This window comes from Ureibacillus sp. GCM10028918 (assembly GCF_042666115.1).
GTDB lineage: Bacteria > Bacillota > Bacilli > Bacillales_A > Planococcaceae > Ureibacillus.
This window is the reverse complement of record NZ_JBHTFK010000017.1, coordinates 263012-283508: the sequence shown is the minus strand read 5'-3', so window position 1 is coordinate 283508 and position 20497 is coordinate 263012. Positions and strand designations below refer to the sequence as shown.

Below are 20497 nucleotides of genomic sequence, written 5' to 3'. Positions count from 1 at the left end.
ATCATTCTTTAAATTTTAGGAGCCTGATTGAATTTAAAATGACGATCAATGCGGCACCTGTATCGCTTAGTACAGCCATCCAAAGTGTCAGGTAACCTGGGAAAATCAATACTAATGCAGCTGCTTTTATAATAATGGAGAACCAAATATTTTGTTTAATAATCATTAAGGCTTTTCGACTTAACTTCATTGTATGAGGGAGTTTATCAAGATTGTCAGCCATCAACACGATATCCGCCGTTTCCATTGCTGTATCTGTCCCAGCCCCACCCATTGCAATTCCTAAATCTGCTGTTGCTAGAGCGGGAGCATCATTGATACCGTCTCCTACCATCGCAACCTTATGGCCTTCATTTTTTAATCCTTTAATAGCAGCTACTTTATCCTCTGGTAATAACTCTGCAAAATAACGATTAACATTGGCTTGTGAAGCAATCTGTTTTGCTGATCCTTCATTGTCTCCAGTTAACATGACCGTTTGCTTAACGCCACTTTGTTTTAATGCATTCAAAGCAGATACTGTATTATCTCGAATGGTATCAGAAACTGCAAGGATCCCGATAATTTTCGTTTGTGATCCAATGATTACCACAGTTTTTCCCTTACTTTGTATCTCTTGCAAATATTCCTTCAAATTTTCTAAAGAAATATTAAGATCTTTGAATAACTTTACATTACCTGCATAATAGAATTCTCCTTCAATGGTTGCTTTAACACCTTTACCTACAATGTTTTTGTATGATTCCCCACTATAAGGACGTACTTCTTTTTCGTTAACATAATCAACAATTGATTTGGCAATAGGATGCGTTGAATATTCTTCTAGAGTTAATGCAATTGATAATAACTCTTCTTCCGAACCATTGATTGTTTTTATTTCAGTCACTTTAGGTTTACCTACAGTTAAAGTACCGGTTTTATCGAATGCAATTGCACTGATGGCGCCAGCCTTTTCTAAAAAAGTACCGCCTTTAATTAAAACACCATTCTTTGCAGCATTACCTATCGCTGACACAATGGCAACTGGAGTCGAAATAACTAAAGCGCATGGACAAGCAACAACAAGTAGTTCTAATCCTTTATAAAACCATACTCCAAAAGTGCCGAATCCAAGTAGGGGAGGCAGCGCCATAATGCATAATGCTAAGATAAAAACAATTGGAGTATAAATGCCAGCGAATTTATCTACAAATGCTTCTGTTGGTGCTTTTTGTTCTTGTGCTTCTTCTACAAGGTTAATAATTTTCGATATCGTTGTATCTTCAACCAACTTTGTAACCTTGATATCAAGAGAACCATGTTCATTGATCGTACCCGCATATACAGAATCACCAAGGGCTTTATCAACTGGAATAGATTCCCCGGTAATTGGTGCCTGGTTGATACTAGATTCTCCAAGTATGATTACACCATCTAAAGGGATTTTTTCTCCTGGTTTTACAATGATGATTTCACCAACATTGATTTCTTCAACCGGCTTTTTAAAAACCCCATTGCCCACCTTAACCCATGCTTCTAGTGGGGCTAAATCCATTAGATTACGAATTGAATCCCTTGTGCGTTCAATGGATTTATTTTGAAGGTAGTTCCCAATTGCAAATAACCATACAACTGTTGCACCTTCAAGCCACTCACCAATCAGGGCAGCTCCAATTGCAGCTGCAGACATTAGTACGTTCATATCAAGAGAGCGACTTTTAATTGCGTAGAATGCACTTTTTGCCGGTTTATATCCACTAATCACGATAGCAATACCGTAAAGAATTGTGGAAAGCATTGGGGAAATACCATTTGAAGAGCCAATAAAACCAAACATTATCAATACACCAGATAAAATGACTAAACTCATCTCTTTTTCAGGTTTTTGTTTAGATTCATTATCTTGCTTTCTTAATGGTAGGGAAGCTTTATAACCGATCTTGGAGACTTCTGAAATAAGATCATCAACACTGCTCGAATGTTCGATTTTCATTTTGCCGGTAGAGAAATTAACACTAACGTTTTTAACGGATGGTAGGGTATTTAGGTGATTTTCGATGCTTTTTGCACAGCTGCCACAGTCCATTCCCTCGATAATGTATGTTTTCAGTTTTTTATTCTGATTGAAAGGTACAGCAGAGTATCCAAGTTTTTCAATTTCCGTTTCAATTGGAATCAACGCATTAGCATTACTTGCAGCTACTTGCATTTTTGCAGTACTGAAATTTACCTTAACTTCTACTATATCTGCAAGTTTACTTAATCCTTTTTCAATTGTTGCTGCACATGCAGAACAATCCATTCCATTTACTCTATAGGTCATATTTTCTATTGAAGGGGTAGAACCCGTAATCAATTTATTTGAAGGTTGTGCATTGTTGCTACAGCAATTTGGATTTCTTGTACCTATAGTTATATCCTTTGTAGAACTGCTGCAACATTCAGATTCTTCTTCTTGCTCTTCTACTAATTCTTTCTTTGAATTACTGCTGCAACAGCTCGATTTTTCTTCTTTTACAATGGATATCGAATTAATCTCTGCAATCTTGTTATCGGAACAGCAACTTGACTTTACAGCTTTAACAGTAGAGTTACAGCAACTATTTTCTATTATTTCAACTTTTTTATTTGAGCCACAGCATTTTTCTGCCAATATAATCCCTCCTAATCTATGTGGCGATCACAACAAGCAACGTCATTTTCTACATCTTCTAGCACGACATCAAACATAGTTAATAAATCTCGTATATGTTGATTCCGCAAGCTATAGTACATGTATTTGCCTTCATTTCTGCCTACGATAATTCCACAACCTTTTAAACAGGCGAGATGTTGTGAAATATTCGATTGACTTCCTTTTGTCTCTTCAATAATTTGAGAAACAGTTTTTTCTTCTTCTTTAATACATTCTAGAATTTGAATTCTGGTTTTATTAGAAAAACCGTGGATTAGTTTCATCTTCATATCAAAATTGGTTGTTTGCACTTGCATCAGCTGTCTCCTTTCATATTAGCTGTGACTAATATGTAGTATTACTATCATATTAGTATTTACTAATATGAGTGTCAATAATTAATTAAAAAGTGGAAATTTCTTGAATAAAAGAGTTATAACTGACCAATGCGCAAAATTGTTGAGTAAAGTAAAGATTTACTTACAATACACTAGATATTTCGAAAGTAACGAAAAACTGCCATGTTATACTAATGAATAGCTGGAGCGTTATTTTTTAAAAAACAATGTATTTATTGTTGTTGTAAAGAATCGAAGCAACATAAGGCAGGAGGTATTAGAATTGAATATCACTAGGGAAAAGATAGAAAATCATCAGATTTGGATATATGTTTTTGCTTTAATTCTAGGAGGACTTATAGGTCTATCTATTGAAGATATAGGAACTAGTTTAGAGCAGACGATCTCGCCACTAATTGCTGTTCTGATGTATGGAATGTTCACCCAAATACCGTTCCTAAAACTGCGAGAGGCTATTTTAAATCTGAAATTTATGAAATCATTACTTTTAGGGAATTTTATTGGGATTCCAATAATTGTTTGGATTTTAACATTATTATTTCCGCAATCTCCACCAGCATTATTAGGTGTCTGTTTAGTTTTACTAACTCCATGTATTGATTATGTGATTGTCTTTACTCAACTAGGTAAAGGAAATGAGAAATTAATGTTGGCATCTACGCCTATTTTATTTGTAGTACAAATAATCTTGCTTCCTTTGTATCTATGGTTGTTTATTGGTGAAAAGATGGTTGGCATAGTTCAGGTAAAGCTGTTTTAAGCATTTCTATTGTTGATAGTTGCTCCGCTAATGGTAGCTGTGATTACTCAATTGTGGGCTAAAAAGAGAGTACTGGGAGAAAAAGTTTTAGTCTACGCAGCATGGTTGCCGGTTCCATTTATGGCTTTGGTATTAATTGCTGTAGTCGCATCACAAATAGGAAAGGTTTATAGCGATTTAGATGTTATTGTACGTGTAATTCCAATCTATATTTTATTTTTAATCATCACACCATTTATTTCACGCTTTATCGCATTCTCATTTAGATTGGATACGGGGGAAGCCAGAACGCTAATCTTCAGTACCGGAACAAGGAACTCCCTTGTAGTACTTCCATTAGCACTGGCTTTACCTGAGTATTGGGCAACGTTGGCAGCAGCTGTGATTGTAACACAAACGATTGTGGAGTTAATAGGCGAATTAGTCTATATCAAGGCTGTTCCCAATTTGATATTAAAAGATTCAAAAATTAAAGAATAGTATTCTTCCTCGGATTAATAGCTACAAATTTAAATAAAAGTGGATATTCACGATATGTACTAGACAGCCAAGACAATGCGTTCAAAATTACCTATCTTAAATTAATAGGTACATAATAAATAAGAAAATATTAGAGTAAAGCATAGCTATAGAAATATGGTGGTGCTTGTAGAAGAAAATATAATATTCCCTTAAAATGGAGTTATAAATTAAATAACAAAGAGGTGATTGTTACATTGGTAATGCTAAATCAGGATTCTCAATATGTTCGAGCAGTTCATCTAAATAGAGACCAAATTTCATCCTATAACCACTACCCATTCAATCTTCCAGTTATTCAGAATTTCCATGAAATATTGTTTCACCCAAGTGTCACTTATATTATTGGTGAAAATGGCATGGGGAAATCAACATTACTTGAGGGTATTGCCATAGCTTTAGAATTTAATCCTGAAGGAGGCACATTAAACTTCAATTTTTCTAGCTATGACTCACACTCAACTTTAGACGAATACCTCCGTTTAGTAAAAGGAGTAAATAGAGCGAAGGATCATTTTTTCTTTAGAGCGGAAACTTTCTATAATGTAGCGACTAATATAGAGGATTTGGATAAGGAACCTGGATTGGGGCGTAGAATTATCGATTCTTATGGGGGGAAATCACTACATGAACAATCTCATGGGGAATCTTTTTTCGCGGCATTTATCGAGCGCTTTCAAGGAAATGGTTTATACATCCTTGATGAGCCGGAAGCAGCGTTATCACCATTAAGACAAATGTCAATGCTGGCTAGGATTAATGAGCTTGTACATCGGGGTTCTCAATTTATCATTTCTACTCATTCACCGATTATTATGGCCTATCCAAACGCTAAGATAATGCAGATTTCTGAAGAGGGAATCAGTGAATCAACATTGGAGGATACACAACACTATTCAATTATGAAGCAATTTTTTGAAAATAAAGATCGAATGCTGCACCATCTTTTTCAATAAAATTAGTTGTGTAATTATGTGTTATCTTGGTATTGAGTGCTATCCCTCAACACACATTTTTATTATTTACAACCCACAACATATAAGGTGCCTATATTAAATAAAAAAATATTTTAAATACTGGAAATTTATATTAAAATAACTCTATCAATGGGAGAGGAGGATTTTAAGTGTGGATTATAGCAGCAGTAATGACGATGTTTTGCTTTGGGATTAATAATATGATTTTTAAGGTCACTTCAGGAAAACGTCTATCAAAAGTACATATGCAGTTTTTCTTTTACCTAATCGCGTTTCTTTTAATGTGCTGCTATGGAATAGTTTCAGGGTTTGCTCCATTTAATGGATTAACGATTGTATTAGGTATCTTTATCGGGATATTGAATGCAAATGGTAATATACAGATGGCAAAGGCATTCGAAAAAGGACCGGCGAGTATAACGTCACCGCTTATTAGCACAAATACGGTTATTCCAATACTAAGTGCGGCACTTATTTTTCACGAACACATTACACTCATTCAATGGATGGGCATTATTGTTATGCTTGCTTCTGCAGCTGTCATCCAATATGTACCACGTAGTGGTGTTAAAATAAACTATAAGCCATGGATGTACCGTGTATTACTATCGGTTGGATCGTTTGGTGTACTCGGTGTGCTTATGAAGACATCTTCACATTTACATATTGATTCAATTAATACGCTTGTTTGTATGTATGCTGGCGGTGCTGTTTATTTATTAATTAATAGCTTCATTCTGAAGGAGAAATGGCAGCGTACAGAACTGAAATTTGGTGCAATTATTGGTTGTTTTAGTGTTATAGGTTATAGCAGCTACTTTTTTGCTCTTGATACAGGTGTTGCAAGTATTGTATTCCCAATTGTTAGTTTAAGTTGTTTAGTTGTCGTTCTCAGTAGTTGTTGGCTATATAAAGAGAGGCTTAAATTGTATCAAGTTTTCGGGGTGATAACTGCACTAGTTGGGATTATGCTAACGAAAATTTAACGAAAAGATTCTTGATATCATAAAAATTAAATTCCGTTTTTTACATTGAACCTTACCCGAATTAGGTAAGGGCTATAATTAATACACAAAAACCTTCCAACATGGAAGGTTTTTGTGATAATCCCGGTTAAGTTGTTAGTTTATCAACTGCCTCTTTTTATTTTTGCTTCACTTTTTAAACCAGTTAACAAAGAGTAACTCATGACGAGCATGATAATGGCGAATGGGAGTGCAGCTGCGATGGAGGCAGTCTGCAATACGTCCAACCCTCCGGCAAGCAGCAACACGGCAGCTAAAGCAGATTGGATAACTCCCCATGTCATTTTTATTTTGTTGGAAGGGTTTAATGTTCCGCCTTCACTTAGCATTCCTAATACAAAGGTTGCAGTATCGGCAACTGTTATATAATAAATCGCAACCACAACGAAACCTAAAATACTTAACAGAGAACTTAACGGTAGGTGATCAAAGAATATAAAAATAGACAATGAAACGTTTTCGGCGATATGTTTTGCTAAATCTTGGTTAGCCGGATCTTGTACAAGGGCAAGAGCCGATCCGCCAAAAACGGACATCCAAAGGCAGGTTCCGAGTGTGGGAACAATCAATACACCGACCACAAATTCCTTTATGGTTCTCCCTCTAGAAACACGGGCAATGAACATGCCGACGAATGGTGCCCAGGCAATCCACCATGCCCAGTAAAACAAGGTCCATGAAGCGATCCATTGCTCACCTTTTCCAAAAGGACTTAATCGTAAACTCATATGTAAAAAGTCACTTAAATACAGTCCTGTTGTATTGAAGAACACTTTAAATACAGTCAACGCTGGACCTACTAACAGAATCAGTACAATGATTGCCACAGAAAAGATAATCGCTGCGTTGGATAAAAACTTTATTCCTTTTTCTAATCCAGTATTAAGGGAAATAATAAATAGGATGGTTGCAACTAATATGACAATTAGCTGTATAAATAATGTATTAGGTATACCGAATATGTCATGCATACCAGCAGTAACCTGCATGGCCCCAAGCCCTAAAGAAGTGGCAATCCCGAAAACTGTTGCAAAGATGGATAAAATATCAATGGTTTTGCCAATCGGTCCGTAAATCCTGTCGCCCAATATAGGATGAAAAGCTGAACTGATAGATGCAGGAAGACGTTTATTATATTGAAAAAAAGCAAGAGCCAACCCTATAACGGTGTAGATAGCCCACGGATGCAGCCCCCAATGGAAAAATGTATATTTCATTGCGGTGTTGGCTGCTTCGATGGTATATGGATCTCCATACGGAGGAGCTGTGTAGTGGGTTACTGGTTCGGCGACGCTCCAGTACACAATCCCCACACCCATTCCAGCACCAAATAACATGGCCAGCCAAGAAGCGGTAGAGAAGTCAGGTTTGTCATTTCTCCTACCTAGTCGGATATTTCCGTATCTCGAGAACAACAAGTAGATAGAAAAAAAGACGAAGAATATAGTAGTACCGAGATAAACCCACCCTAGGTAATCAATTGAGCCATTATAAATGGCGTTCGTTACTTTGGTAAGATTATCTGTAAAAAAAACTCCCCAGATAATAAAAATCAGGGTCAAAAACAAAGAGATAAAAAAAACACTATTTTCTTTAATCTTATTCATGGAAACCTCCTGGTAATTGAAGAAGAATACAATGTAGATTTAGCTTTTTCAATTATTAAAGGGATTATATTGAAATTCCCATTTATTCGGATTCATCAACTCTTCGTGCGGCACTTCTATACTGCCACCTAGGTAAATAGTTTGTCCGTTAATTTCAACCACCATTGCTTCAATTAACACATCACTATCCTTTTTTTTGTATATGTCTCCCAACTGTACGGATAGCTCACCGTATGGATGGATAATTTGCGGGCTAACGTTATCATAGTCTTCATTGATATTCACCATGTCTTGATAATCGATAGGATGACTGTCAGGAGCCCGGCCAGGCACCATCAATAAATACTCGGAATGCTTGATACCATCCAAATCACTTGTTATAACACCTTTGTTATCAACTGTTTCAACCATTTCAATTTCATTTAGGGAATAGTTGTCCAGTGTATCGGGGTTAGGATTGTTAATTAAAATTAGATCTCCAGCTACTGGTTTTTGATTATTCCTGAGCGTATATACTTTATGATCATAAATAAAGCTGTCATTTTCCGTTGGGATGTATCTAGTAACACTTGCTGCATTGGTTATATGCTGTGTTAGATCCCTTAATTTAATAAGATGTACGGATAGCTTATATATGGGTTTTACTGCATATACCTTGTGTAACTCATTGTTATAGTATACAAATTGCCCTTTTCTTACTTGATACAATTTCACAACCAAATCTCCCTTCAATAATAGGTGGAGTAAAATTTATAACAACTTGCAATAACGGATTTAGCGCTTTATTTTATAGAATGCCTTGATTTATAGAAAACATGAATTATTTATTCGAAGAATTTTAAAGTATTAATGTTGTGTTTCACATCAAGATGTGACATTGACTCGGCACAAGGTACATCCTTACAGACGTTTAAGCAATTAATTACATGGAGAATAGAAGAGCAAGGGGAAAAGGTTAACATTAAAAATCCCCCGTAAATATATACGGGGGTTTAATAATTTAGCATTTTAACAGTAAAATTCATTTTACTGCCAAGAACCGAATTTATTGGATACGTAAAATTGGTTTAATCGCTTCGCCATTTTTTGATGCTTCAAAGGCTTCATTAATTTGGTCGAAATCATAGTATTTGGCCAATTTATCGAATGGGAATTGCCCTGCTTTGTAGTATTCAACTAATTGCGGAATGAAGACATTTGGAACTGCATCTCCTTCGATTACGCCCATCATTGTTTTACCTTCTGCCATTAAATCATTATGCACATCAATATTCATTTCTGGTGTAACACCTACGATTGCTGCAACTCCTAGTGGACGCAATGCTTGTAAACATTGGCGAACTACTGGTGGAACCCCTGTTGTATCAATTGCATACGTAGTACCACCATTTGTAATATTTTTTATTTCTTTGACTACATCCACTTTTGTACCGTTAAAAGTATGTGTGGCACCAAGCTCTGTTGCTAGTTCCAGGCGTGAGTCATGTACATCCACAGCGATAATTTTTTTGCAGCCTACAATTTTTGCAGCCATGATTGCACTTAAACCTACTGCGCCTGCACCATAAACGGCAATTGTTGAGCCAAATTCTGGTTTAATTTTGTTTAAAACAGTGCCTGCACCTGTTTGAATCCCGCACCCTAAAGGACCAAGTAATGCTAGATCTACATCTTTATCGACTTTTACTACATTTCGTTCGTGAGCTACTGCAAATGTTCCGAATGAAGATTGACCGAAGAAAGTTGACAGTGGCTGCCCATCTTTTGATAAACGATGTGTGTAGTCGTCATGTGTGCCACCAAAGTTCAGGTCATTGAATGTTTCACAAACTGTTGGATGACCTGTTAAACAATGAGCGCAATGCCCACAATGTGCGAAGGATAATACAACATGATCGCCTTTTGTTAAACGTGTGACACCTTCACCAACTGCTTCTACAATTCCTGAACCTTCATGTCCAAGTACAGCAGGTAGGGGGGCGATTGCTGCATCTCGTGCAACAGCATCTGTATGGCATACACCTGTAGCAACGATTTTTATTAATACTTCATTTGCTTTCGGTTCTTCTAATTCTACTTCTTCAATTTTAAATTCCTGGCCTTGTCTAGGTGTAACCGCTGCTTTAATTTTCATGTGTAGACACTCCTTTAAAAGTTACGTTCTCTTATGGATACAATTGATTGAATTGCAGGAATTCTTTATAAAAGTTGGTACAATTCATCTAAATCACTTTCTAATTTCATTTTGATTCAAAAGGGGATTTAATATGCAATTTACAGTAATATTATTGACGATTGCTAGATTAGTAGATGAAATAGGTGTTCTTAGAGGAAAAATGGCATTTTTCTATTTGTATTTTTGCTGATGACTTTAGTAAGCCTCAAGCCCTAGCAAGAAATAATTCCCAGGTGCATTACTTTGGCTTTCGTTCACGCGATAAAATGTAGCTATAAGAAAGAAGACCATAAGGAAGTAGTGAAAATATGAAAACTAAAAAGAAATTTAGAATGTGGATTGTTTTTAGGAATATTTTAATGGCTTTAGTAGCAATATTATTGTTTTGGTCCATTTTAAGTAATTTTATGACCGTATATGAGCAAAAAAATTACCCGGCAATAGGAGAATTAGTTGAGGTTCAAGGTGAAAATATGCACCTTTATACAAAAGGTGATGGCAAGAATACGATCGTCTTATTAAGTGGTCTTGGAACCGCAGCACCCACTCTTGATTTTGAGCCTCTAATAAATGAAATGGCAAAGGAAAATAGAATAGTAGTGGTAGAATCATTTGGATACGGCTGGAGCGATATAACCGATGAGGAGCGTTCAGTTGAAAATATAGTAGAAGAAATTAGAATGGCGCTTAGGAAAAACAACATACAAGGCCCATATATTTTGATGCCCCATTCCATTTCAGGAATTTATAGCATGTATTTTGCCAATAAATATCCAGAGGAAGTTAAAGCTATCGTAGGAATCGACCCTACATTACCTCAAGCATTAGAGTATTTTGGAGAAAATGCTCCTACAATGCCTAAATATTTAAGCTATATGGCACCAACAGGACTAGCAAGAATAGTGTTAAATATAAATCCTGAAGGTTTCTTACCTATTGCAGAAGTTGGTACCTATTCTGAAGAAAATTTAAAAATAACCAAGGCGATCTCAGCTTGGAAGGGGTATAACAAGAACATTATCAATGAGGCCAATGAAATAGAGAATAATATTCGTAAAACGGTTGATATGAACTTCCCTTCAAATATGCCGATCTTAATCTTCACTACAAAAGTGGATAAGGAAACAAAAAATGGAAAAACCAACATAACTTTTTATGAAACACAGTTAACGAATTCACCTGCCAGTAAAATCGTTACCCTCAAGGGACATCATTATCTCCATTGGACGCGTTATAAAGAAATGAGTAGGGAAGTAGATGAGTTCATAAAATTAAGTGCAGCTGATAAGTAAAAGATATAGGCAAATGAGTGGAAGTAGGAAATGCAAGAAAGATTGCAACTATTTTCAGAAACCGAGATTGAGGATCAAGAATACTATGATGGCGTCATTCATTATTTTCGAGTAATAAACCATAGGGAGAATATGAATGAAGGTAAAACTTCGAGGAATAATAATTAGAAGTTATCAATGGACTACTTTTTGTATCTAACAGTTATATGAAGCAATACTCAATTTGAGTGAATAAGCGCCAAATAATTTACAAAATAATAGAAATTAAATTTTTGAAGTAGAAAATATGGAATTAATTGCAAGCTATATAAGAGTCACTTCTGATTTTCTAATGCATATAAAGTCAGAAACAAAAGAAATCGAAGATGTTGTTTTTCAAAACGTGAAGTTAGAAGATAGAGAATTTGATATAGATAAAGCATGGCATGGTATATATTTTTTACTAACAGGAATTGCCGATTTACAAAAGCCTATTGAATCTTTATCAGGATTAGCTATATTTGGAGGAACAGAGATTGGCAGCGATCTTGGATATGGACCTCTAAGGTATTTAGAAGTAGAAGAGGTAAAAGATATTGCAAATGCACTCGAAATAGTTTCTGTTAGAGAATTTGCAACTCGATACAAAGAGATAGAGATTAATAAATTTGACATTTATCCATTTGATGGACAATGGACGGAAGAAGATAAAGAGTACTTGGTTGAGAACTTCAAAGCTTTGGTAGAATTCTATCGGCTAGCTGCTAATCAAGGTGAAGCTTGTTGTTGTTTATTTCTTAAAAGTAGTTGAGAATAGTGCTCTAATCGTATCAACGAAAACAATCGAATGGTGCAGAAATTCTGGATGTATGACGTAAAACTATTTGAATTGTTCTTCTTACAGAAATAATAAAACGTTTAAAAGGAAAAGTGATCTAGCAATTTTTGTTAGATCTCTTTTCCTATTATTTTTGTGGTACCCGTTATATTAGTCATTTCATTCTGAATTTCAAACAATTCCGTGAATTAATTTTTTTATTTTTTAATCTCAAAATGAGATGATATTGTGCTAATCTAGAGATAGATTCACAACTTAAATAAATTATAAATGTAACCTACACTTATTTGATTACAGTAGAATTGGAGATTAGTAATATGGGAATTACAGAATTTCGTATTGAAAAAGATTTCTTAGGTGAAAAGGAAATACCAAAGGACGCTTACTATGGTGTACAAACGATAAGAGCAGTTGAAAACTTTCCAATCACTGGATACCGAATCCATCCAGAACTTATTAAATCTTTAGGAATTGTGAAGAAAGCTGCTGCACTGGCAAATATGCAAGTTGGTATGTTAAAGAACGAAATTGGCCAATTTATTCTTCAAGCATGTGATGAAGTGATTACTGGAAAATGGAATGACCAATTTATTGTTGATCCGATACAAGGTGGTGCGGGCACTTCTATCAATATGAATGCAAACGAAGTGATTGCGAATCGTGCCCTTGAATTGATGGGAGAAGAAAAAGGGAATTATAAACTGATTAGCCCAAACAGCCATATCAATATGTCGCAATCAACAAATGATGCTTTTCCAACGGCTACACATATTGCAATCTTAAGCCTAATGAATCAATTATTGAACTCATCTAAAACAATGCAGAATGCCTTTATTTCTAAAGCGAAAGAATTTGCTGGTGTTATTAAAATGGGTCGTACACACCTTCAAGATGCTGTACCTATTTTACTCGGACAAGAATTTGAGGCATATGCGAGAGTAATTTCCCGTGACATCGAGCGCATGTCACTTTCAATTCAACATTTATTTGAAGTAAATATGGGAGCAACTGCAGTTGGTACAGGACTAAATGCAGACCCTTCATATATTGATGCAGTTGTTCGAAATCTAAGTGAATTGAGTGGGTACCCATTAAGCCGGGCAGAACATTTAGTGGATGCAACTCAAAATACGGATTGTTATACAGAAGTATCTGCAATGTTAAAAGTTTGCATGATTAATATGTCTAAAATTGCCAATGACTTACGTTTAATGGCTTCCGGACCTCGTGATGGGTTATTTGAAATCATCTTGCCAGCCCGTCAACCAGGTTCATCGATTATGCCTGGTAAAGTAAATCCGGTAATGCCAGAAGTAGTGAACCAAGTCGCATTCCAAGTAATGGGAAATGATTTAACGATTTCACAGGCATCTGAAGCTGGTCAATTTGAACTTAATGTAATGGAACCGGTACTATTCTATAATCTAATTCAATCAATCTCGATGATGAATAATGTATTTACTGTATTTACTGAGAAATGTGTAGTAGGAATTAAAGCAAATGAAGAACACTTAAGAGAATATGTAGAACAAAGTGTAGGGATCATCACTGCTGTAAACCCTCATATCGGCTATGAACTTGCTGCTCAAATTGCAAAAGAGGCAATCGCAACAGGGGCATCTGTCCGTGAGCTATGTATAAAATCAGGCGCTTTAACAGCAGAACAATTAGATAAGATATTAGACCCTTATGAAATGACACATCCAGGCATTGCGGGCGGCAGAACTTTAGTAAATAAATAAGTTAAAGGAAACAAAGGTTGACTGCGAAACAGCTTTGAAGCTTGCAGTCAACCTGGTTTTTTAATATTAAGATAACGAAACATTTTGCAGCTTTTTGTGTTTTTCAATATCAAGTCAGGTGCTTTTCTGAAATCAGGAAAGCGTCTTTTTTTATATAAGGGAGCAGATTAATTTAATAAGGTGTATTACAAGTCTGTTCTATAAAGAAGTGATCTATGAGGAAGTGAGAACGAATGCTCAAGATCTTTCTTATTAAAAATGTTTTCCACGATAACCATCAGGAATTTTTCAAGTAAAACAGTGTTGTTCTAGAAACGGGCCATTTAATTGAATAACATACACAGAAAGTCGCTTTCCCTTACGTAAGGAAAGCGACTTTTTAGCTTGAATTTCACCTTGTTATCAAGCATTTTACTTTAAGTTCCTTTGACTGATTTTGAAAAGATTGTTGACTATTCAGTTGAACTGTACTATATTGTTGTTAAGTTGAACTATATAGTCAAACTGAATAGAGGGTGAGCAAATGAAGCACAAATTATTACCGTTGTCTGAAACGATGCATTATATTTTAATAGCTCTACGTGAGCCACTGCATGGCTACGCCGTAATGCAGAAGATAGAAAATATAAGCAACGGTACTGTTATTTTAGCAGCCGGGACATTATACGGTGCGATTGAAAACTTGCATAAGCATGGTTGGATTGAACCTGTGGGAGAGTCGGGACGGAGAAAAGTTTATATGATAACTGCGGAAGGAAGCGCCATATTGAAAATGGAACAAAACAGGTTATTGCATATTTTATCCCTGTACGAAGGAAGTGAATCGAATGAAGAAATTTAAAATGTTTTTTGATATTGAAAAAGAGGAGCATTGGCTGAACGAGCAATTACAAAAAGGCTATCGTTGTACAAATATTAGTGGATTAGGAATTTACACTTTCGAAAAAAACGACAAGGGAAATGTGATGCGACTGGATTATCAAGATTATTTATCAAAGGAAAAGTTTAAAGATTACAGAGGGATATATGAAGACTTCGGTTGGAATTATACAAAAGGCTCCAGGCTTGGTGGAATTCAATATTGGCAAAAAGAAGATGACAATCAAAATGAAATCTTCTCGGATCGCCAATCAAATAGTAATTATTATAGAAGATTGATGGGTTATTCATCTGGTTTAGCTTTACTGTTTTTATATTTCTCTTATCTGCTTTACAAAGATTCAGGTTTATACTTAACTGAAGGTCTTTGGAGTATGAAAGGTACATTATTCTGGAAAGCATTTTTATTTGAAACTCCATTTGCCATTTTCAGGTTACTTCCAGCCGTTATGGCTGTTTTCTATGGCATCAGTTGCTATAGTGCTTATCGAAAATATTCAATGTTAAAAGAAAAATAATGCGAAGAAGTTAATTATGACTTTTAAAAAAGCATATCCAGTAAAAGTCTGTCTTTAGTGAACTAGCGTTTGTGTATTGTGAAATCTTAGAGAATTTGGGGGATGTAAAATGAATTTTTTTGAAAAAAGTTCTTTATTGTTAGGAGCGATTTCTCTATTTTTTTTATTATCTGGATGTGGGACTGTTGAAGCAGTTCATGAAGCAGATCAATACGTATCAACCATTGAACAAATCGATATCCCGGATGATATAAAGGTGATTGGATTGGGTGAGGCAACACATGGGAATATTGAATTTCAAGAGTTGAAAAAAGACGTTTTTGAAGTATTGGTAAAAAATGAAAATGTCCGTGTTTTTGTCCTAGAAGGTGATTTTGGAGGCGGACAGCAAATTAATCAATTCATTTTAAATGGAACTGGTACTGCAGAAGAGGCCGTGAACACCCTTGATTATATTATTTATAAAACGGAACAAATGATTGATCTTGTTCAATGGATGCATGATTATAACGCGACGGTGAGTGAGGACAGGAAAGTTTATTTTTATGGAAATGATATGCAACGCTATGACTATAATAAAAAAGGCGTGCTTGACTACTATAAAGTTGTAAACACAGATGCATTCAAAAAATATGCTTTACAACTGGAACATGTTTCAAATGATAAAATGCGTGAGTTAACGACGGAGGAATTGATCGAAATCAATGAAACAATTGAAAACATCATGTTAGACCTGCAAACTAATGAAAATAATTACGTGGAAGAATCGTCAACTGAAGCCTATCTGTTTGCTTTGCAATATGCGCAAATCTTGAAACAGCGTACACAGTTATTTTTAAACGAGGAAGATTATACGAAACTTCGTGATCAATATTTGACGGATAATTTACAATGGATTGCTGAATTTGAAGAGAAGCGAGGTCACGATAAAATATTCATCACGGGACATAATGGGCACATTGAGAAGACGTCTGCATCGTTAGCTGGTTACAAATCGATGGGAAATTATTTAGATGAGCTATATGGTGAAAAATACTTTGCAATTGGTACTGATTTTATCAGCAGCGAGTTTCAGGCGAAAAATGGCGGCTCTGGTGAACGCCAAATTTATACACTGGAGAATCACAACGATTTAGTAGATGCATTCAATGAAGTGGAGTCAAATGTATTCTATGTTGATTTTGAAAATGCAAGTAAGTCGGATGAGTTATTGGATCTCATGTCGAGGAAACAAAAAATGGCGAATATTGGTGATGATTTCCGATGGTGGTACAAGACTTTAAAGACGTTTTACACGATTGAAATTACACCCAACGAAGCATATAACAGTATTATTATTGTAAAGGTAGCAACACCAACAAATATTATAGAATAGCACTATTCAGTAATAACACAGCATAAAATAATCGAAGTTTCTTAACCCTATAAGTATCTGTTTATTATAATAATCTTCAACAATCGGGTGCTTTCCTTGAATAAGGAAAGTGCATTATTCAATTAATGGCCTAGATTGTTGATCAATATTCTTTTATGAAAGGTACCCAAAGGAAGCTTTGGGTACCATATAATTACAATTTATGTCTATATTATAAAACGGAAGTATGATGGAGGCATCATTATGTGGTTAATAATAGGTCTTATTGCAATAGTAGCAACTTCTATAAATCTTTATATGTATACAACAGGTAAAGATTACAAACTTGCGATGGCAATGGGGTTATCACAGCATTAACACTTTGTTCAGAATACAGTCTTGTATCCGAGTGGGTAAAAAAGGAAGATTGGTCACTTTTAGGGGAAGTACCTAACTATGGAAGGGCGTTATGGTTTTTGACAATTGTTTCTATCTTACTAAATATAGCACCTATACTCTTAGAACGAAAAAGCAAGAAACAATGACTTATTGTCACATCATTTATTTTAATATCTAATTATAGTGTAAGTCCTTATGTATAACTAACGGAGCCTTTAATTAAATAACGATCTTCCGCAATTGGCGCGTTTCTTTAATAAGGAATGTGCCTTTTTCCGTTTAAGGGCCAGATTGTTGAATAACACTCAAGATGAGGAAGCTTTGCAGTTAAAATTACAAAGCGGGTTCGGATAATAAAAATGTATGGAAAATCCGTAATTCGTATACTGTAGAAGTGATTAGAAAACAAGTAAAAGTTTGTAAAAAAAGGTGGGTTCACCAATATCACTCCCATGCATTTCTACTTTCTCTTTCTATATGATAAGTATTCTAAAAATCTCTTAGCCGCTAGTGAAAGGGATTTTTGCTCTCTCATACCAATCCCAATATTTCGAAAAGCAGGAACTTCAAGCTCCTTCGCTATAATTTGGTAAGGAATACGTTGCAAAATTAGTTCAGGTAATATACTGATTCCCAGACCATTTTCGACCATAGACATTATTGCATAATCATCCCATGTAGTAAATGAAATTTGAGGTGAAATTTGATGTTGCTCGAAAATTTCAGAGACCTCTGCTTTTGCACCTTTTTCTAAAAGCATAAAGGGACTGTTTAATAATTCATTGATTGGAAACTTATCGTAATTAGCAATTGGATGATCTTGTGGGATGACTACCAACAAACGGTCTTGCTCTACTACGATTGTTTCCATTTCTGTTTTTGTTGGTGATCGCAAAAATCCAAAGTCGACCCGTCCTTCGCTGATCCAGCTTTCGATTTCTGTATAATCCCCTAACAATAATTCAAAATCAATACCCGGATAATCTTTCTTAAAAACTTTAATTATATTAGGGAGCCAATGTGTCGCAACGCTTGAAAAGGTTCCGATTCGAATGATACCAGACTGTATGTCGTGTAAATCCTCAATTTGCATCATTAGCATTTCATGTTCATTACATACTCGTTTTAACTGTGGAAATAACTTTAAACCATCAGATGTTAAAGTAATACCTCCACGTCCTCTTTCAAATAGTAAAATTCCCCATTCCGATTCTAAATCATTAATCATACGACTAATCGCTGATTGTGTATAATCCAATGCTTCTGCAGCTCTTGTAAAGCTGCCATATTCTACTGCTTTGACAAATGCCATATATTTTTGGATATTCATAGATCTTCTCCAATACATTCGATTTTTTCATACATTACATGAGAAACATTCAATTTTGAAATGTTTATAGATATGCTATGCTTTTGCTATTAAAAAATCAAGTTTTGAGAGGGAAGTGTAAATAAAAATGTTTTCCATTAGTGAAATTTTGAAACAAGCACCTGAAAGCTATCTATCAACTCTACAAGAAATGGTTTATGAATCCTTAAAAAATTTAAAAATTTCATTTGAACGTGTAGACACAGATGAGGCAATTATAGGCATACGTACATAGCGGATGTCTTTACATATTAAGTGAGGTTCTATAATGCCATATATTAAAAACACATTCGGAGGTGCAGACAATGAAATCTAAAATTCAATTTATATTATCAATGATTATTTTCGGTACAATCGGTTTAGTTGTTAGATATATCGATCTATCATCAAGTGAAAGAGCTCTACTAAGCAGTTTCCTAGGTTGCTTATTTTTATTTATAATATTTTTTATGATGAAGAAAAAAATAACATGGAATTTAGTTAAATCTAATGCTTTATTTTTAATTCTCTCAGGGATTGCATTGGGGGGAAATTGGATTTTTCTTTATCAATCATATGACCATACGACAATTGCTAATGCCACTTTAGGTTATTACTTTGCACCTGTGTTTGTGATGATTCTTTCACCTTTAGTACTTAGGGAACAATTATCCATAAAAAAGATGCTTTGTATTGGAATAGCAATCATAGGCATGTTAATGATAGTAGGAGAAGGGGTGAGTGCATCGAAATCAGATGACATACTTGGACTTTCCTTTGGATTGATAGCAGCTGCATTTTATGCTGCGTTATTGCTGCTAAATAAATTTATTAAAGATATGGGAAAGTTAGAGCTAACCATCATTCAGCTTGGTACAACTACTTTAATTCTAATGCCATATGTTTTCTTGACTTCCGGTTTTGGTATCTTTGAAGTATCAAGCTCTTCCATTCCTTTTATTTTAATTTTAGGGATTATCAATACTGGAATTGGTTTTTGGTTATTCTTTTCTGGTATGGAAGGATTAAAAGGACAAAGTATAGCAATGCTAAGCTATGTGGATCCATTTGTAGCAATATTAATTTCTGCAATTATCCTGCAAGAACAACTGACAATTATTCAAATGGTTGGTGGTTTATTACTATTAGGGTCTACACTTGTTAGTGAAATAAAATCAGTAAGATTTTCAAAACGACTAACAAAACGCAAGTTGAGCTTAAAGAAATAAAAGGACAAACTAAAGATATAGAAGAATAAGAGATAAATAAATTACTTATTCAACAATCGGGCACAATTCTTGAAATGGAATTGTGCTTTCTTTATTAAAAGGGCAAGATAGTTAAACAGCATTTTTTTAAAAAAATATTGATATTGTATTAGAATTAAATGCATTGATAGAAATGTCCTTTAACTAATCGACAGGTTAATGAAATGGGGGTACCTTGGTGTTGTAGTGTTAAATTAAAAGGTTTTGTAAGAAAGTGGGATTTTGATGTGAAAAATTTTTAACTTAGTACACTGATTATATGGATTTACTTATTAATCATTATTATAAATGCAGGAATCAAGGATGCTAATCGTGTTTGGGAACTTGGGATTTTAGTAGGATTCTTTTTTTCAATTTTCCTTCTTTTTGCTGTAGTACTTCCTATACTGAACATATATATAATGAATCGAAAGAAGAAGGCAGTATATGGTTTAGTTTTTGCTTATTTTTTCACTGCCTGGCTTTTGTTTTATTTGATTTTGGAAGTCTCATCAGGAACTGCAACCTGGCTAGAAAATCGCTTGTTGTACGGCAAACATCTTGATGATGCAAAAATTGAGCTCTTTCAAGAGGCTGGACAATCAATAGAAGCTCGGTATAATCAAGAGTTGCAATTAATGGAATCTAATTATATAGATGAAGGCAGGTTTTTGAGAGTTAGGTATTTCTTACAATATAAGGAGGATAGTTGCTTAAATGATTGTTCTCTAATTGCCTTCTCCCTTTTCTATGAAAAAGAAGGTTGGAGGTTGAAAAAATTAGCATTAAGCGGTATGTGGTACCTAGAAAGTGAATAATCCTTTT

At 34.9% G+C, this 20497-nt stretch carries 17 protein-coding genes and 2 pseudogenes; 13 read left to right on the top strand and 6 right to left on the bottom strand.

Annotated features, from left to right (window positions below; all coding sequences use genetic code 11):
• Position 1: 1 nt before the first annotated feature.
• Together ACFQU5_RS14255 and ACFQU5_RS14250 are read right to left on the bottom strand one after the other, a co-directional pair.
• Positions 2-2524, bottom strand: a complete 2523-nt coding sequence (locus ACFQU5_RS14255; RefSeq protein WP_486395249.1) for a heavy metal translocating P-type ATPase — start codon at positions 2522-2524, stop codon at positions 2-4.
• A gap of 119 nt (positions 2525-2643) precedes the next feature.
• Positions 2644-2970 carry an ArsR/SmtB family transcription factor gene (locus ACFQU5_RS14250; RefSeq protein WP_390288899.1) on the bottom strand — a complete coding sequence of 109 codons (327 nt, stop codon included), beginning with the start codon at positions 2968-2970 and terminating at the stop codon, positions 2644-2646.
• A gap of 304 nt (positions 2971-3274) precedes the next feature.
• Here ACFQU5_RS14250 and ACFQU5_RS14245 point away from each other — a divergent pair.
• From ACFQU5_RS14245 to ACFQU5_RS14235, 3 genes and pseudogenes are all read left to right on the top strand, one after another.
• Positions 3275-4252: pseudogene (locus ACFQU5_RS14245) on the top strand (arsenic resistance protein).
• Between the two features lie 242 nt (positions 4253-4494).
• Entirely contained in the window at positions 4495-5247 is a 753-nt protein-coding gene (locus ACFQU5_RS14240) for an AAA family ATPase (protein WP_390289364.1), read from the top strand.
• A 170-nt stretch (positions 5248-5417) separates the two neighbouring features.
• Entirely contained in the window at positions 5418-6254 is an 837-nt protein-coding gene (locus tag ACFQU5_RS14235) for an EamA family transporter (RefSeq protein WP_390288897.1), read from the top strand.
• A gap of 143 nt (positions 6255-6397) precedes the next feature.
• Here the strand turns inward: ACFQU5_RS14235 and ACFQU5_RS14230 are convergent, their stop codons facing one another.
• The 3 genes from ACFQU5_RS14230 to ACFQU5_RS14220 form a co-directional block, all read right to left on the bottom strand.
• Positions 6398-7900, bottom strand: a complete 1503-nt coding sequence (locus ACFQU5_RS14230; RefSeq protein ID WP_390288895.1) for a glycine betaine uptake BCCT transporter — start codon at positions 7898-7900, stop codon at positions 6398-6400.
• 48 nt (positions 7901-7948) lie between these two features.
• Complete coding sequence (locus ACFQU5_RS14225; RefSeq protein ID WP_390288892.1) at positions 7949-8614, bottom strand: hypothetical protein; 666 nt, start codon at positions 8612-8614, stop codon at positions 7949-7951.
• A gap of 331 nt (positions 8615-8945) precedes the next feature.
• Positions 8946-10034: an NAD(P)-dependent alcohol dehydrogenase gene (locus ACFQU5_RS14220; RefSeq protein ID WP_390288889.1), complete on the bottom strand. Its 1089-nt coding sequence runs from the start codon at positions 10032-10034 to the stop codon at positions 8946-8948.
• Positions 10035-10384: 350 nt separating this feature from the next.
• Here ACFQU5_RS14220 and ACFQU5_RS14215 point away from each other — a divergent pair, with 350 nt between their 5' ends.
• The 7 genes and pseudogenes from ACFQU5_RS14215 to ACFQU5_RS14185 all read left to right on the top strand — a co-directional run bounded on the left by ACFQU5_RS14215 (position 10385) and on the right by ACFQU5_RS14185 (position 17223).
• A complete protein-coding gene (locus tag ACFQU5_RS14215; protein WP_390288886.1) occupies positions 10385-11368 on the top strand; it encodes an alpha/beta fold hydrolase in 984 nt (327 codons plus the stop codon).
• 286 nt (positions 11369-11654) lie between these two features.
• The gene (locus ACFQU5_RS14210) at positions 11655-12158 is read left to right on the top strand and encodes a YfbM family protein (RefSeq protein WP_390288883.1); all 504 of its coding nucleotides are present in this window, start codon (positions 11655-11657) and stop codon (positions 12156-12158) included.
• A 344-nt stretch (positions 12159-12502) separates the two neighbouring features.
• Positions 12503-13927 carry an aspartate ammonia-lyase gene (gene aspA / locus ACFQU5_RS14205; protein WP_390288880.1) on the top strand — a complete coding sequence of 475 codons (1425 nt, stop codon included), beginning with the start codon at positions 12503-12505 and terminating at the stop codon, positions 13925-13927.
• A gap of 523 nt (positions 13928-14450) precedes the next feature.
• The gene (locus ACFQU5_RS14200) at positions 14451-14768 is read left to right on the top strand and encodes a PadR family transcriptional regulator (protein WP_390288878.1); all 318 of its coding nucleotides are present in this window, start codon (positions 14451-14453) and stop codon (positions 14766-14768) included.
• Positions 14755-15324, top strand: a complete 570-nt coding sequence (locus tag ACFQU5_RS14195; RefSeq protein WP_390288875.1) for a DUF2812 domain-containing protein — start codon at positions 14755-14757, stop codon at positions 15322-15324. The genes ACFQU5_RS14200 and ACFQU5_RS14195 overlap by 14 nt, the downstream gene beginning before the upstream one ends.
• A 109-nt stretch (positions 15325-15433) precedes the next feature.
• The gene (locus ACFQU5_RS14190) at positions 15434-16699 is read left to right on the top strand and encodes an erythromycin esterase family protein (RefSeq protein ID WP_390288873.1); all 1266 of its coding nucleotides are present in this window, start codon (positions 15434-15436) and stop codon (positions 16697-16699) included.
• Between the two features lie 243 nt (positions 16700-16942).
• Positions 16943-17223 (top strand): annotated as a pseudogene (locus ACFQU5_RS14185) (hypothetical protein).
• A 314-nt stretch (positions 17224-17537) separates the two neighbouring features.
• On the opposite strand, the gene ACFQU5_RS14180 reads toward ACFQU5_RS14185, so the two are convergent.
• On the bottom strand, positions 17538-18407 hold the full coding sequence (locus ACFQU5_RS14180) for a LysR family transcriptional regulator (protein WP_390288870.1): 870 nt from the start codon (positions 18405-18407) through the stop codon (positions 17538-17540).
• A 127-nt stretch (positions 18408-18534) separates the two neighbouring features.
• Between ACFQU5_RS14180 and ACFQU5_RS14175 the strand changes: the two genes are divergently transcribed.
• The 3 genes from ACFQU5_RS14175 (at position 18535) to ACFQU5_RS14165 (ending at position 20490) form a co-directional block, all read left to right on the top strand.
• The gene (locus ACFQU5_RS14175; protein WP_390288867.1) at positions 18535-18681 is read left to right on the top strand and encodes a hypothetical protein; all 147 of its coding nucleotides are present in this window, start codon (positions 18535-18537) and stop codon (positions 18679-18681) included.
• Positions 18682-18751: 70 nt separating this feature from the next.
• Positions 18752-19654, top strand: coding sequence for a DMT family transporter (locus ACFQU5_RS14170; protein WP_390288864.1), 903 nt, complete (start codon positions 18752-18754; stop codon positions 19652-19654).
• Between the two features lie 440 nt (positions 19655-20094).
• Positions 20095-20490: a hypothetical protein gene (locus tag ACFQU5_RS14165; RefSeq protein WP_390288861.1), complete on the top strand. Its 396-nt coding sequence runs from the start codon at positions 20095-20097 to the stop codon at positions 20488-20490.
• Positions 20491-20497 lie beyond the last annotated feature (7 nt).

Excerpts from the sequence above, each read along its gene's own strand:
- ACFQU5_RS14210 (WP_390288883.1), top strand. The coding sequence starts at position 11,655 with ATGGAATTAATTGCAAGCTATATAAGAGTCACTTCTGATTTTCTAATG.
- ACFQU5_RS14175 (WP_390288867.1), top strand. The coding sequence starts at position 18,535 with ATGTTTTCCATTAGTGAAATTTTGAAACAAGCACCTGAAAGCTATCTA.
- ACFQU5_RS14230 (WP_390288895.1), bottom strand. The coding sequence starts at position 7,900 with ATGAATAAGATTAAAGAAAATAGTGTTTTTTTTATCTCTTTGTTTTTG.
- ACFQU5_RS14250 (WP_390288899.1), bottom strand. The coding sequence starts at position 2,970 with ATGCAAGTGCAAACAACCAATTTTGATATGAAGATGAAACTAATCCAC.
- ACFQU5_RS14215 (WP_390288886.1), top strand. The coding sequence starts at position 10,385 with ATGAAAACTAAAAAGAAATTTAGAATGTGGATTGTTTTTAGGAATATT.
- ACFQU5_RS14200 (WP_390288878.1), top strand. The coding sequence starts at position 14,451 with ATGAAGCACAAATTATTACCGTTGTCTGAAACGATGCATTATATTTTA.
- ACFQU5_RS14170 (WP_390288864.1), top strand. The coding sequence starts at position 18,752 with ATGAAATCTAAAATTCAATTTATATTATCAATGATTATTTTCGGTACA.
- ACFQU5_RS14240 (WP_390289364.1), top strand. The coding sequence starts at position 4,495 with ATGCTAAATCAGGATTCTCAATATGTTCGAGCAGTTCATCTAAATAGA.
- ACFQU5_RS14195 (WP_390288875.1), top strand. The coding sequence starts at position 14,755 with ATGAAGAAATTTAAAATGTTTTTTGATATTGAAAAAGAGGAGCATTGG.
- ACFQU5_RS14190 (WP_390288873.1), top strand. The coding sequence starts at position 15,434 with ATGAATTTTTTTGAAAAAAGTTCTTTATTGTTAGGAGCGATTTCTCTA.
- aspA (WP_390288880.1), top strand. The coding sequence starts at position 12,503 with ATGGGAATTACAGAATTTCGTATTGAAAAAGATTTCTTAGGTGAAAAG.
- ACFQU5_RS14180 (WP_390288870.1), bottom strand. The coding sequence starts at position 18,407 with ATGAATATCCAAAAATATATGGCATTTGTCAAAGCAGTAGAATATGGC.
- ACFQU5_RS14165 (WP_390288861.1), top strand. The coding sequence starts at position 20,095 with ATGAATCGAAAGAAGAAGGCAGTATATGGTTTAGTTTTTGCTTATTTT.
- ACFQU5_RS14220 (WP_390288889.1), bottom strand. The coding sequence starts at position 10,034 with ATGAAAATTAAAGCAGCGGTTACACCTAGACAAGGCCAGGAATTTAAA.